Here is a 12,439-nt window from a genome sequence, read left to right as displayed (position 1 = left end):
GGGATCTTGCTGTGCAGGCGGCGGATTCCGATGCGACAGGCACAAAACGGAGAGAAATTATGTTTGAACCTATGGAATTAACCAATGACGCGGTGATTAAAGTCATCGGCGTCGGCGGCGGCGGCGGCAATGCCGTGGAACATATGGTGCGCGAACGCATCGAAGGCGTGGAATTTTTCGCGGTGAATACCGATGCCCAGGCATTGCGTAAAACCGCGGTGGGACAGACCATACAGATTGGCGGCGGCATCACCAAGGGTCTGGGAGCCGGAGCCAATCCCGAGGTGGGCCGAAATTCCGCCGAGGAAGACCGTGAGGCGCTGCGTGCGGCCCTTGAGGGCGCGGACATGGTGTTCATCGCGGCCGGCATGGGCGGCGGCACCGGTACCGGCGCGGCGCCGGTGGTGGCGGAAGTGGCCAAGGAATTGGGCATCCTTACCGTGGCCGTGGTGACCAAACCCTTCAATTTCGAAGGCAAGAAGCGCATGGCCTTTGCCGAACAGGGCATTGCCGAGCTGTCCAAGCATGTGGATTCGCTGATTACCATCCCCAACGACAAGCTGCTGAAGGTGCTGGGCCGCGGCATTTCGCTGCTGGATGCGTTCGGTGCGGCCAATGACGTGCTCAAGGGCGCGGTACAAGGCATCGCCGAGCTGATAACCCGGCCGGGTCTGATGAACGTCGACTTTGCCGATGTGCGTACCGTCATGTCCGAAATGGGCTATGCCATGATGGGCTCAGGCGTGGCCTGCGGCGAAGACCGGGCGGAAGAAGCGGCGGAGATGGCCATTTCCAGTCCCCTGTTGGAAGATATCGACCTGTCCGGCGCGCGCGGCGTACTGGTCAACATCACCGCCGGCTTCGATTTGCGTTTGGACGAATTCGAAACCGTGGGCAACACCATCCGTGCTTTTGCGTCGGATAACGCCACCGTGGTTATCGGCACATCCCTGGACCCGGATATGAACGACGAACTGCGCGTGACCGTGGTGGCTACCGGTATCGGCATGGACAAACGTCCGGAAATCACGCTGGTCACCAATAAGCAGAACACGCAGCAGGTGATGGATAACCGCTATCAGCAGCACGCTCACGGCATGTCGCCGATGCAGCAGGAGCAAAAGATCGCGGCGAAAGCGGTAAACGAACAGGCTTCGCAGGCAGGTAAAGAACCTGATTATCTTGATATTCCCGCTTTTCTCCGCAAACAGGCGGATTAAGGATTGGGGTATTTGGAATCTCCGCTCTTTGTGCTAAACTGCCCCACCGACGCTCGGCTATAATTTGTCGGTGGTCCGGATAACATTGCGAGATAAATCGATGATCAAACAGCGGACACTTAAACGTATTGTGCAGGCCACGGGTGTGGGTCTACATACCGGTAAAAAGGTCACACTGACTTTGCGCCCTGCATCGGCTAATACCGGGGTCATCTATCGCCGTACGGATCTCAATCCTCCGGTGGATTTCCCGGCGGATGCGAAATCGGTGCGTGATACCATGCTTTGTACGTGTCTGGTCAATGAGCATGATGTTCGTATATCCACCGTCGAACATCTCAATGCCGCATTGGCGGGTTTGGGCATCGATAACATCGTCATTGAAGTCAATGCGCCTGAAATTCCTATTATGGACGGCAGCGCGAGCCCCTTTGTCTATCTGCTGCTGGATGCCGGAATCGAAGAGCTGAATTGTGCTAAGAAATTCCTGCGCGTCAAGCAGTCGGTTCGCGTGGAGGATGGCGATAAATGGGCTGAATTGACGCCGTTTAACGGCTTCAAGCTCGATTTTACCATTGATTTCAATCATCCTGCGATTGATGCTAGCTCGCAACGTTATCGCCTGGATTTTTCCGCCGAGTCCTTCGTCCGGCAAATCAGTCGTGCACGCACCTTCGGGTTCATGCGCGATATCGAATATCTGCAGTCCAGGGGCCTGTGCCTGGGCGGCAGCTTCGATAACGCCATTGTGGTGGACGACTACAAAGTGCTGAACGAAGACGGTTTACGTTTCGAAGATGAGTTCGTCCGCCATAAAATGCTGGACGGTATTGGCGACCTGTACATGTGCGGTCACAACATCATCGGCGCGTTTACCACCTATAAACCCGGCCATGCCCTGAACAACAAGCTGTTGCAGGCGGTACTGGCGCGTCAGGAAGCCTGGGAACTGGTGACCTTTGAAGACGAAGCCGAAATGCCGCTGACCTTTACCGCCCCCTCTTTTGTTATGGCATAAAGGTTTCGCTCCAGCCTTGCCGCGCCGTCTTGCCTGATGGCGCAAGGGTTTGGTTTTAGCCTGCAATGATGTGTTTTTTAATCGTTTCGATTGGCGGGGTCGGCACCTTCTCCGGCCAGCCTCGCCAGTCGTTCGAGCATTTTTTTCAGCTTCTCCGGGCTTCGCGCCGCCAAATGCCGAATCGCTTCGCCGCTTTGCCGGCTCAGTTTTCGCTTCTGCCCTTCACTATTCCCCTCCCCAGGTAACGGTTCGCCGCGGTTTTGCATAATCTGATGGCCTTTTGTGGCGAGAGTCGGGTTAATCCTGATGTCGATTGATGACAATGATGGTAGAATCTGCGCTCGTAACGCGGATAATAACGTAGATTGTTCATAGCGTAACCTCATCATCCAGCTGGCATTGGCGGTTTCAATAATCAAAACGCCCTGGCGGAAGTTGGCTACGCGACACCAGGGTTGCAGTGGCGCGGGCAATATGCCGGCCACCGCGCGGTTCAGCTTTAACAGCGCCACTGCTCGTTGCTGAATATGCAACAACGAATCCCGCTCCGGTGTCGTCAGGGAGCCAAGCAGGATATCAATGGATTGTGGACGACTGTCACGCATATAAACTCCGGCGGAATGCATTAAGTTATGGGTATTTTAAATCGTTGGCGACAATTTGGCAGACGTTATTTCTGGCCGCACCTCCTGTTGGGGATGGTGGCGGCGGGACTCGGCGTGCCTTTGGTGCTCAACAGCGGGCAGGAACAGGCACACCTGGCCAATACCCTGTCCAGCCCCAGCCGGCAAAACGCGTTTAATGCCGGCTTCGCCAATCTTTCGTTTCTGAAAGAAACCCAGCGACGGCCTTACTTTGCCGTGGATTATTGGCACCAGCATGCCATTCGCACGGCTATCCGCCATCTTTCCGTGGCGTGGGTGCCGGAGCCTCTGGGACAAAAATTGCCGCTGGCGGAAAACGTCGCGCCGCTGAAGGTCCAGCATCAGGTACTACTCACCGTCCTGAACGGTCTGCTGACACGGGAATCCAAACAACCCTCGGTCATTCGCTCCCTCCGGCAGGGAGTATACCAACCCTTCTTTGATCATCGTACAGGAATTCGCCTGGCCCAGGTACAGGGAATTCGAGCCGGACCCGCCCGCGCAGTCTAACCTGCCGCCACAAAATTTTTTTTATCCTTTATGCCATTATGGGCCGCTGCATTTCAGTCAGTTCCGGCCGTGACGAGATTTAAATAATTATGTTATCAAAATTGCTTACTAAAGTTTTTGGGAGTCGTAACGATCGTACCCTGCGCCGGATGAACAAAACGGTTGAGATTATCAACCGGATGGAGCCGGATATGGAGAAGCTCACCGATGAGCAACTGGCGGCGAAAACCATCGAGTTTCGCGAACGCCTGGCCAACGGTGCAACGGTGGACAGCCTGCTGCCCGAGGCTTTTGCCGTGGTGCGCGAAGCCAGTAAACGGGTATTCGCCATGCGCCATTTCGACGTCCAGCTGGTGGGCGGTATGGTGCTCAACGACCGCTGTATCGCCGAAATGCGTACCGGTGAAGGTAAAACCCTGACCGCAACCCTGCCGGCATACCTCAACGCGCTGAGCGGTCAAGGCGTTCATGTGGTTACCGTCAACGACTACCTGGCGCAGCGCGATGCTGAAAACAACCGCCCGCTGTTCGAATTTCTCGGCTTGACGGTGGGTATCAACCTGCCGCAGATGCCGGCTCCGGCCAAACGAGCCGCCTACGCCGCCGATATCACCTACGGCACCAATAACGAATACGGTTTCGACTACCTGCGCGACAATATGGCGTTCAGCCCGGAAGAGCGCGTACAGCGCAAGCTGCACTATGCCCTGGTGGATGAAGTGGACTCCATCCTTATCGATGAAGCCCGTACGCCGCTGATTATTTCCGGCCCGGCGGAAGACAGCTCCGAACTCTACATCCGGGTGGATACGCTGATTCCCCATCTGATTCGCCAGGATAAAGAAGATTCCGACACTTTTCACGGCGAAGGGCACTTTTCGGTGGATGAAAAATCCCGCCAGGTCAACCTGACCGAGCGCGGATTGGTGCTTATCGAAGAGTTGATGGTGCAGGCGGGCATTATGGAAGAGGGGGAATCCCTTTATTCGCCGGCCAATATCATGTTGATGCATCACGTGACCGCCGCCCTGCGCGCCCATGTGCTGTTTGCGCGGGACGTGGATTATATCGTCAAGGATGGTGAAGTGATCATCGTCGATGAGCACACCGGCCGTACCATGCCGGGGCGCCGCTGGTCGGACGGTCTGCACCAGGCGGTGGAAGCGAAGGAGCATGTGGCGATCCAGAACGAAAACCAGACCCTGGCTTCCATCACGTTCCAGAATTATTTCCGTTTGTACGAAAAACTGGCCGGCATGACCGGTACCGCCGATACCGAAGCCTTTGAATTCAGCTCGATCTACAAGCTTGATACCATCGTGGTGCCCCCACCGGCCAATTCGCGGCCGATGGTCTACATTCGCATCATCGAAGATACCTGTTCCACCCGGGGGCAGCCGGTGCTGGTGGGGACCATCTCCATTGAAAAATCGGAAGTGGTTTCCGCGGAACTGGATAAAGCCGGTATCGAACATAAAGTGCTGAACGCCAAATTCCATGCCATGGAAGCGGATATCGTGGCCCAGGCCGGACAGCCGGGCCAGGTGACCATCGCCACCAACATGGCCGGGCGCGGTACGGATATCGTGCTGGGGGGGAGCTGGCAGGCGGAAATCGCCCATCTGGAAGAGCCCACCGAGGATTTGATCGCCGGCATCAAAGAAGCCTGGCAGATTCGCCATGATCAGGTATTAAAAGCGGGCGGCCTGCATATCATCGGTACCGAACGTCATGAATCCCGCCGTATCGATAACCAGCTGCGCGGACGTTCAGGCCGCCAGGGGGACCCCGGCTCGTCCCGTTTCTATTTGTCGATGGAAGATGCGCTGATGCGTATATTCGCCTCCGATCGGGTCTCCGGCATGATGCGCAAGCTGGGCATGAAACCCGGCGAGGCCATCGAGCACCCCTGGGTGACCAAAGCCATTGCCAACGCCCAGCGGAAAGTGGAAAGCCGCAACTTCGATATCCGCAAGCAGCTGCTGGAATATGACGATGTGGCCAATGACCAGCGCCGCGCCATTTACAGCCAGCGCAACGAATTGCTGGACGTGGCGGATATCAGCGAAACCATCCTCAGCATCCGTGAAGATGTGCTTAAAACCATCCTTGATATCTATATCCCGCCGCAATCCCTGGAAGAGATGTGGGATGTGCCGGGACTGGAAAAACGCTTGAAGGATGATTTCGATCTGGACATGCCCATCGCCGAGTGGTTGGATAAAGAACCAGGCCTGCATGAAGAGACGCTGCGCGAGCGTATTCTTGAACAGACCCTGGAACAATACCGCCGAAAAGAAGAAGTGGTGGGCGTGGAAATGATGCGCAGCTTTGAAAAAGGCGTCATGCTGCAAACGCTGGATTCATTGTGGAAAGAGCATCTGGCGGCAATGGACTACCTGCGGCAGGGTATACATTTGCGGGGCTATGCCCAAAAGGATCCCAAGCAGGAATATAAACGCGAATCCTTCGCCATGTTTGCCGCCATGCTGGAATCGCTTAAATATGAAGTGATCAGCACTCTAAGCAAAGTCCAGGTACGGATGCCGGAAGAGGTCGAAGCGCTGGAGCAGCAGCGCCGCGAAGAGGCGGAACGCCTGGCGCGGCAGCAGCAGCTTAGCCATCAGCCCGAACCCATGATGGCGGAACCGGCGGAGCTTAACCAACCGCTGCGGGAAGGGCGCAAGGTGGGACGCAACGACCCGTGCCCATGCGGCTCAGGCAAAAAATACAAACAGTGCCACGGCAAATTACAGCAATAATTAATGGAGCAGGCGCGACCAGAGGTCGCGCATGTCGCTCGGAGAACCTGTGACAATGAATTTAATGACGATTGCCGTGGGCATTATCCGTAATGCACAGCATGAAATTTTTATCGCCCAACGGCCTGAACATACCCATATGGGCGGCTTTTGGGAGTTCCCCGGCGGCAAAGTGGAAAAAGGCGAAACGCCTGAACAGGCGTTGATCCGGGAATTGCGTGAAGAAACCGGCATCGAGGCGGAGCATCCGGAGCTGTTATCCACCAGCCAGCACCATTTCCCCGATCGTGAGATGGCGTTCTATTTTTACCTGGTGGAGCACTGGCAAGGCACTCCCTATGGCAACGAAGGACAGCCGGTGCGGTGGTGCCCGCAGGAAGAACTCGATGCATCCGAGTTTCCTCCCGCCAATGCCGCCATTATTCGTCAGCTTATCGCCGCAACGTCCTAATACTTATCCTCGCTCCAGTCATCGCTATCGGTTATCTGGCCGTCGCTGGGGATAAACTTTTCCTCTTCCGCCCACTCTCCCAGGTCTATCAACTGGCAGCGTTTGCTGCAAAACGGACGGAATTTGCTTTGTGGTTCCCATTTCACTTCGGCGCCGCACGTGGGGCAGCTTACCAGAATAATATCTTCACTCATCAGTACCTCTTACATTCAACAGCAGGCCAATTCAAACGGTAAACGATTGGGGATGACGCCGTTTTCGCTATCCAGGGATAAAAAGCGGATGGCATAACGGGTCTTGTGGCCGGAAACCTGCGGGTAGAGCTGGTAAACCAGGGGGATGCGCATACGCAGCAAATCCGCATCCTCGGCGTTATCCTGAAAAAAACCGTTCAGGCTGATTTGGTTTTTAAAGGGTTCGGTATGCCGCACCAAGTCCAGGGTTAAGGTTAATGCGGCATTCAAGGGGTCCAGGGTTTTCAGCCAGGTGTTGATCTGGCCGTTGCGATGGGTCTGCGGCAGGTGCAGCCAAATATGCAAACCGGGTAAATCGAAACTGCAACAGCCGCCGGGGATGGAGAGCCGCTGGCGCACCGATGCGATTAAGCGGTCTTCACGCAACGCCTGCCCCAGCCTTGGTGCGGACATCAATACGGCGGCGCATTGTTTTAAATTATTGCGCAGCGTTCGCACCCGCTCGCTGTCAACACCGGGTACGCCGTCCCACTGCAGCATTTTTTGCTGCTGCCGGTCCAGCTCTTTCAACATTTCAGTGCGCACATCGCCGCGTTCGAGAACGTCCAGCAGGTCGGCGACGGTGCGGAAAAACGGCAATGCGCTTGAGATATCAACCAGCTCCGAACAGTTATACAGTTGTTGCAGTAAAAATTCCAGGCGCAGCCAAGTGCGCATTTTTTCATTTAACGGATGCTCGAAAAGCACCGTTGTCGAGTAGATTTCACTCATAATGATTGATCCTGTCGGGTTGCTGATGCCGCAAGTCCGAGATAACGCTGGTGCAGCTTTGCCACACTGTCCGTTATATCCCCGGGATGCCCGTTATTATTAATAATATCATCGGCACTGGCCAGACGCTGTTCCCGTGATACTTGCGCAGCGAGAATATTGTTTATCTGGCTGCGGCTTATGCCGTCGCGTTCCATGGTACGCGCCACCTGTGTTTCGGTATCGACATCCACCACCAATACCCGGTTCGCACGGTTCTGCAGGTGGTTTTCAATCAATAGCGGCACTACCCACATGATATAGGCCCCGGAGGCGCGGGCCATTTCCTGTTGGGTTTCCTGCTGAATAAGGGGATGCAGCAATGCGTTCAGCCACGCCTTATCCGGCGGGGAGCTGAAGATGCGCTGCCGCAGCTGGGCACGGTCCAGCGTGCCGTCGGGCAAAAGCATGGCGTCGCCGAAACGTTCGCGGATTGCCTGCAAAGCATCGCTGCCCGGCTCCACTACCCGGCGGGCGATAATATCGGCGTCGACTATCGTGGCACCCAGTTTGGCAAAGGCGTTGGCCAAGGTACTTTTGCCACTGCCGATTCCCCCTGTCAATGCAACAATGTAACGCATACTATTAGCTGTCTCCCACCGATTCGGGAATGATGAATTTAGCGGTCCGTGGATAAATTGGTACGATTGTAGCGTAAATCCGGCGATTTTCGCAGTCTTGCCGTAACAATAATCCGGCGTATGATACCGTCACTGGAACTGGCATTTTGTACCCGGACATTTTTGCGATTCTTCGCCATCCACCAGGAAATCCCGCATGCGTATTGAAGAAGATATCAAGCTAGGTTTTAAAGACGTACTTATCCGCCCAAAGCGGTCCACTCTCAAGAGTCGTTCCGACGTTGAGCTCCAGCGCGAGTTCACTTTTAAACATTCGGGATGCAACTGGTCGGGTATTCCCATCATCGCCGCCAATATGGATACCGTCGGAACCTTCCGCATGGCGGAAGCGCTGGCGGCCTTTGATGTTCTCACCGCCGTCCATAAGCATTATAGCATTCAGCAGTGGTCAGACTTTATCAGCCGTATGCCGGATGCTATTTTGCGGCATATCATGGTTTCCACCGGCACGTCGGATGCCGATTTCCTAAAACTTCAGCAGATCTTGGCCCTGTCGCCGTTATTACGCTTTATCTGCATCGACGTCGCCAACGGCTATTCCGAACATTTCGTGAATTTCGTGCAGAAGGCGCGGGAAGCCTGCCCGGATAAAGTCATTTGCGCCGGCAACGTGGTTACCGGCGAAATGGTGGAAGAACTCATTCTCTCCGGCGCCGATATCGTCAAAGTCGGCATCGGGCCGGGTTCGGTGTGCACGACCCGCGTGAAAACCGGGGTCGGCTATCCGCAATTGTCCGCGGTAATTGAATGCGCGGACGCCGCCCATGGGCTAAGCGGCCAGATAGTCAGTGACGGCGGTTGCGCGGTGCCGGGAGACGTGGCCAAAGCCTTTGGCGGCGGCGCCGATTTTGTGATGCTGGGCGGCATGCTGGCCGGCCATGACGAGTGTGAAGGCACGGTAGTGGAGGAGAACGGCGAGAATTTCATGCTGTTTTACGGCATGAGCTCTGAAGATGCGATGAAACGGCACGTGGGCGGTGTCGCGGAATATCGCGCCGCGGAAGGTAAAACGGTGAAGCTGCCATTGCGCGGACCGGTGGAAAACTCCATCCGCGATATCCTCGGCGGTTTGCGGTCGGCCTGTACCTATGTCGGCGCGTCCCGGCTAAAAGAGTTAACCAAGCGCACCACCTTTATCCGGGTGGCCGAGCAGGAAAATCAGGTATTTACCCAGCTGTAACAACCCTGATCCGGTCATGCTGACGGCCCTTAAGGTGAAAGGCGATCCGCACCGGCAACCCTCTGCGCGTTCAGGCGAAGGGGGTTGCTATTTTACTGCCCGGTAACTGCGGGTCTTGTTTTACTGCCGAAACGATGCCTCAAAAATCACCAAACACCTCCCCTAGCTGCAGCAGCGGCAAATAAAGCACTATCACCATGGCGCATACCAGGCCGCCCATAATCAGCAGCAGCAGCGGTTCGGCCAGCTGCGCCAGACCGTCGGCGAGGCGGTAGGTCTGCTGTTCATGCAGGCGCGCCAGCTGCTGGAATACCTCGTCCAGCGTTCCCGTATGCTCGCCGGTTTTGATAAGATGCCGGCAATGGGGCGGAAACAGCCGCTGCCCTTCAAATGCCTGGTATAAGGCGAAGCCTTGCCTGATATGCTGTTGCAGCAATTGTGCCGCGTGGCGAAAGCTGGGATGGTGGAGGGTGCGCACGGCCATCTCCAGCCCGTTATCCAGGGTGATGCCCGCCTGGTGAGTGATGGCCAGCGTCTGAAACAATTGATGCAGATTATGATGGCGTACCAGCCTGCCCAGCCACGGCAGGTATAACAGCGCCGCCTGGGTCCGCTGCCGCCAACGGGGATGATAGTAGCAGACACGCCGATATCCTCCGTACAGCGACAGGGCGCCCAGCAGCGCCGTCAGGCAATGATCGCCCGCCGCCCCCGCCAGAGCCATCAGTCCGCGGGTCGGAGCCGGCAGCGGGGCATTCACGCCGGCGTAGAGCCTGGCGAATTCAGGCAGTATCAATGTCAGCATCAGAGTGAGCACCGCCGCTGCGGTCAGGCAGATAAACGCCGGATAGCGCAGCGCGCCGCGGACCTTCTTTTTCAACTGTCCCAGGCGTAACTCGTGCTCCGCCAGTAAGCGGCAACAGCGGTCCAGTCGGCCGGTAAGCTCTCCCAGCGCCAAAAGCCCGCAATAGAGCGGTGAGAACACCACGGGAAAATCGCCGCAGGCCAAAGAAAGGGTGTGGCCCTGCTCGATTTTTGCGCTCAGTAAACGCAGCAGGCAGCGCCAGCCGACGCGGGGATGATCGTCCGCCAGCAGGCGCAGACTCTCCCTAAGCGGCAGTCCCGCCTCCAGCAGCGATGCCAGCTGTGACGTCAAATCCATCAGCCGGCCGTCGTGCCAATACCTTGAGGACAGGTAGCCGATAGTTCGCACCGCCAGCGGCTGAAGATCCTGATTGATCAAATCCTGCCTGGCCGACATTTTCCCGGCGGCAAGCAAGTGGCCCTCCCGTATTTCGCCCTCATCGGTAATACCGCGCCAGCGATATAACCAATAACCGTTCATGCCGGTTCACCCAGTACGCGCCGCAGCTCTTCCACCGTGGTGACGCCCTGTGCCACCAGCGCCAGGCCCGCCCGCCATAAACCGTCGGGGCGCTTTGGGCTTTCTGTCTGCGCCCGCGCCGAATCCGGCAGTAACTCCCCGGAAGACAGATGGAATACCCCGTGCCGGCCGTTATACCCCTCATGGCATTGGTTGCATCCCACCGCGCGCCAGGATTGGACCGGCATAAAGTCTTCCCGAGTGCGGGCCGCGCCTGAAGCTGTTTCCTTACGGCAGGCCGGGCAAAGGCGGCGTACCAGGCGTTGCGCCATCACCAGCCGCAGCACCGGCCTGATGCGGGCCGGATCCACTCCCAGCTGGCGCAGCCGCTGCGGTACGTCGGCGGCGGTCAGCGTATGCAGCGTGGACAAGACCAGATGGCCGGTTTGGGCGGCATTGATGGCAATCTCGGCGGTTTCGGCATCGCGGATTTCCCCCACCATAATCACATCCGGATCCTGGCGTAACAGGGCGCGCAGCAATACCGGAAAATCCAGCCGTGCTTTACGGTTCACCTGGCACTGCGCAATGTCCGCCAGCGGAATTTCCACCGGGTCCTCCACGCTGCAGATATTAAGCCGGTGGCGGTCCAGAGCCTGTATGGCGCTATAAAGCGTCATGGTCTTGCCGCTGCCGGTGGGGCCGGTGAACAGTACCAAACCCTGCGGCTGCTGCAGCCGGCGCAGGAACTGCCGCCGCAGGGCCGCGGGCATGCCGAGATTCTCAAGGGTGAGCCCGCCGGTCTCCCGCCGCAGCAGACGCAGCACCAGTTTTTCTCCCCACAGGGTCGGCAGGGTGGCAACGCGGCATGAATGGCCGCTATCCGGTTTCCCAAAGGATAATTGTCCGTCTTGCGGAAGCCTGCGCTCGGCGATATCCATCCCGGCCATCATCTTTAGCCCTACTACCAGGCGCGCTGCCAGGGCCGGAACGCAAAAGCCATATTTGCGCAGCAGGCCGTCAATGCGAAACCGTACGCGGTACTCCGACGACGGGCAGGGTTCGATATGGATATCGGAAGCCCGGCTGGCCGCCGCCTCGCCAAGCAGTCCCTCTATGTAGTCCTCGAGCTGTACCGGCGTATCATGGGCGGCAATCATGTCCTACTCCTTTGCGCCGTCGAAACGGAACAGCGCCTGGCAGGGGCGCTGCAGATGCTGACCTTTGCCGGCGGCATCGCAGCGGCGGGTCAAAAGCACCCCGCCGGCATGCCGCTCCGGCGTAAGCACCAGCGTGAGCCCTTCCAGCGCCTGCTTGCCGGTCAGGCGGATAACCCCCTCGCTAACCTCCACTCCGGCGACATAGCGGGAAGAGAGTCCGTCCGGAATGCCGGACTCCCCGGCGCGGCATTCCTTCATATCCCCATGCTCCATGGCGCATAATTCCACCGCCGATTTGTAGGGGGACAGCATATGCAGCATATCGGTCAGGGCGGCATTATCGAGGTAACGTTGATATCCCGGCAATCCGATGGCGCTTAATGTGGCGATGATGGCCATTACCACCATCAGTTCCACCAAAGTAAATCCCTGCTGATTATTCACCGGCGTTCCCCTCCCTGTTGATCCAAGGCCGACCTTACCGATAACACCTGAGGCAGGCCAGCGGCAGTTCGCGGCGGGGGA

13 protein-coding genes are annotated in these 12,439 nt (G+C 57.2%); 6 read left to right on the top strand and 7 right to left on the bottom strand.

What is annotated here, in order from left to right:
- Positions 1 to 59 precede the first annotated feature (59 nt).
- Positions 60 to 1,220, top strand: coding sequence for a cell division protein FtsZ (gene ftsZ / locus GTU79_RS23160; RefSeq protein WP_132925989.1), 1,161 nt, complete (start codon positions 60 to 62; stop codon positions 1,218 to 1,220).
- A 100-nt stretch (positions 1,221 to 1,320) separates the two neighbouring features.
- The gene (lpxC, locus tag GTU79_RS23155) at positions 1,321 to 2,238 is read left to right on the top strand and encodes a UDP-3-O-acyl-N-acetylglucosamine deacetylase (protein WP_132925991.1); all 918 of its coding nucleotides are present in this window, start codon (positions 1,321 to 1,323) and stop codon (positions 2,236 to 2,238) included.
- Positions 2,239 to 2,315: 77 nt separating this feature from the next.
- Here lpxC and GTU79_RS23150 read toward each other — a convergent pair whose 3' ends face one another.
- Entirely contained in the window at positions 2,316 to 2,843 is a 528-nt protein-coding gene (locus GTU79_RS23150) for a DUF721 domain-containing protein (protein ID WP_132925993.1), read from the bottom strand.
- 27 nt (positions 2,844 to 2,870) lie between these two features.
- On the opposite strand from GTU79_RS23150, the gene secM reads away from it, so the two are divergent.
- The 3 genes from secM (at position 2,871) to mutT (ending at position 6,605) form a co-directional block, all read left to right on the top strand.
- Positions 2,871 to 3,392: a secA translation cis-regulator SecM gene (gene secM, locus GTU79_RS23145; protein WP_203523885.1), complete on the top strand. Its 522-nt coding sequence runs from the start codon at positions 2,871 to 2,873 to the stop codon at positions 3,390 to 3,392.
- Between the two features lie 89 nt (positions 3,393 to 3,481).
- A complete protein-coding gene (secA, locus tag GTU79_RS23140; RefSeq protein ID WP_214513412.1) occupies positions 3,482 to 6,154 on the top strand; it encodes a preprotein translocase subunit SecA in 2,673 nt (890 codons plus the stop codon).
- 55 nt (positions 6,155 to 6,209) lie between these two features.
- Complete coding sequence (gene mutT, locus GTU79_RS23135) at positions 6,210 to 6,605, top strand: 8-oxo-dGTP diphosphatase MutT (RefSeq protein WP_132928012.1); 396 nt, start codon at positions 6,210 to 6,212, stop codon at positions 6,603 to 6,605.
- On the opposite strand, the gene yacG is transcribed toward mutT, so the two are convergent.
- The 3 genes from yacG to coaE are packed head-to-tail and all read right to left on the bottom strand — an operon-like array spanning position 6,602 to position 8,190.
- Positions 6,602 to 6,799, bottom strand: coding sequence for a DNA gyrase inhibitor YacG (yacG, locus tag GTU79_RS23130; RefSeq protein WP_132925999.1), 198 nt, complete (start codon positions 6,797 to 6,799; stop codon positions 6,602 to 6,604). The two genes, mutT and yacG, sit on opposite strands and share 4 nt — an antisense overlap.
- Positions 6,800 to 6,814: 15 nt before the next feature.
- The gene (gene zapD, locus GTU79_RS23125) at positions 6,815 to 7,570 is read right to left on the bottom strand and encodes a cell division protein ZapD (RefSeq protein ID WP_132926001.1); all 756 of its coding nucleotides are present in this window, start codon (positions 7,568 to 7,570) and stop codon (positions 6,815 to 6,817) included.
- Positions 7,567 to 8,190, bottom strand: a complete 624-nt coding sequence (coaE, locus tag GTU79_RS23120) for a dephospho-CoA kinase (protein WP_203523883.1) — start codon at positions 8,188 to 8,190, stop codon at positions 7,567 to 7,569. The genes zapD and coaE overlap by 4 nt, the downstream gene beginning before the upstream one ends.
- Before the next feature lie 196 nt (positions 8,191 to 8,386).
- Between coaE and GTU79_RS23115 the strand changes: the two genes are divergently transcribed.
- Positions 8,387 to 9,430, top strand: a complete 1,044-nt coding sequence (locus tag GTU79_RS23115; protein WP_132926005.1) for a GMP reductase — start codon at positions 8,387 to 8,389, stop codon at positions 9,428 to 9,430.
- 139 nt (positions 9,431 to 9,569) lie between these two features.
- Here GTU79_RS23115 and hofC read toward each other — a convergent pair whose 3' ends face one another.
- Genes hofC through ppdD form a run of 3 tightly spaced genes read right to left on the bottom strand, consistent with a single transcriptional unit; the run spans position 9,570 to position 12,358 of the window.
- Complete coding sequence (hofC, locus tag GTU79_RS23110) at positions 9,570 to 10,775, bottom strand: protein transport protein HofC (protein WP_203523882.1); 1,206 nt, start codon at positions 10,773 to 10,775, stop codon at positions 9,570 to 9,572.
- Positions 10,772 to 11,914 (bottom strand): GspE/PulE family protein, encoded by a 1,143-nt coding sequence (locus tag GTU79_RS23105; RefSeq protein ID WP_203523881.1) that lies wholly within the window; start codon positions 11,912 to 11,914, stop codon positions 10,772 to 10,774. Before GTU79_RS23105 ends, hofC begins: the two co-directional genes overlap by 4 nt.
- A 3-nt stretch (positions 11,915 to 11,917) precedes the next feature.
- Entirely contained in the window at positions 11,918 to 12,358 is a 441-nt protein-coding gene (ppdD, locus tag GTU79_RS23100; RefSeq protein WP_214513411.1) for a prepilin peptidase-dependent pilin, read from the bottom strand.
- Between the last annotated feature and the right edge of the window lie 81 nt (positions 12,359 to 12,439).

The organism is Sodalis ligni (genome assembly GCF_016865525.2).
GTDB lineage: Bacteria > Pseudomonadota > Gammaproteobacteria > Enterobacterales > Enterobacteriaceae > Acerihabitans > Acerihabitans ligni.
Note: the sequence above shows the minus strand (reverse complement) of the source record. Positions and strands in the feature narration are given on the sequence as shown.

What these genes read in the sequence shown, in the direction of transcription:
- ftsZ (WP_132925989.1), top strand. Translation starts at nt 60, where the DNA reads ATGTTTGAACCTATGGAATTAACCAATGACGCGGTGATTAAAGTCATC.
- lpxC (WP_132925991.1), top strand. Translation starts at nt 1,321, where the DNA reads ATGATCAAACAGCGGACACTTAAACGTATTGTGCAGGCCACGGGTGTG.
- GTU79_RS23150 (WP_132925993.1), bottom strand. Translation starts at nt 2,843, where the DNA reads ATGCGTGACAGTCGTCCACAATCCATTGATATCCTGCTTGGCTCCCTG.
- secM (WP_203523885.1), top strand. Translation starts at nt 2,871, where the DNA reads ATGGGTATTTTAAATCGTTGGCGACAATTTGGCAGACGTTATTTCTGG.
- secA (WP_214513412.1), top strand. Translation starts at nt 3,482, where the DNA reads ATGTTATCAAAATTGCTTACTAAAGTTTTTGGGAGTCGTAACGATCGT.
- mutT (WP_132928012.1), top strand. Translation starts at nt 6,210, where the DNA reads ATGAATTTAATGACGATTGCCGTGGGCATTATCCGTAATGCACAGCAT.
- yacG (WP_132925999.1), bottom strand. Translation starts at nt 6,799, where the DNA reads ATGAGTGAAGATATTATTCTGGTAAGCTGCCCCACGTGCGGCGCCGAA.
- zapD (WP_132926001.1), bottom strand. Translation starts at nt 7,570, where the DNA reads ATGAGTGAAATCTACTCGACAACGGTGCTTTTCGAGCATCCGTTAAAT.
- coaE (WP_203523883.1), bottom strand. Translation starts at nt 8,190, where the DNA reads ATGCGTTACATTGTTGCATTGACAGGGGGAATCGGCAGTGGCAAAAGT.
- GTU79_RS23115 (WP_132926005.1), top strand. Translation starts at nt 8,387, where the DNA reads ATGCGTATTGAAGAAGATATCAAGCTAGGTTTTAAAGACGTACTTATC.
- hofC (WP_203523882.1), bottom strand. Translation starts at nt 10,775, where the DNA reads ATGAACGGTTATTGGTTATATCGCTGGCGCGGTATTACCGATGAGGGC.
- GTU79_RS23105 (WP_203523881.1), bottom strand. Translation starts at nt 11,914, where the DNA reads ATGATTGCCGCCCATGATACGCCGGTACAGCTCGAGGACTACATAGAG.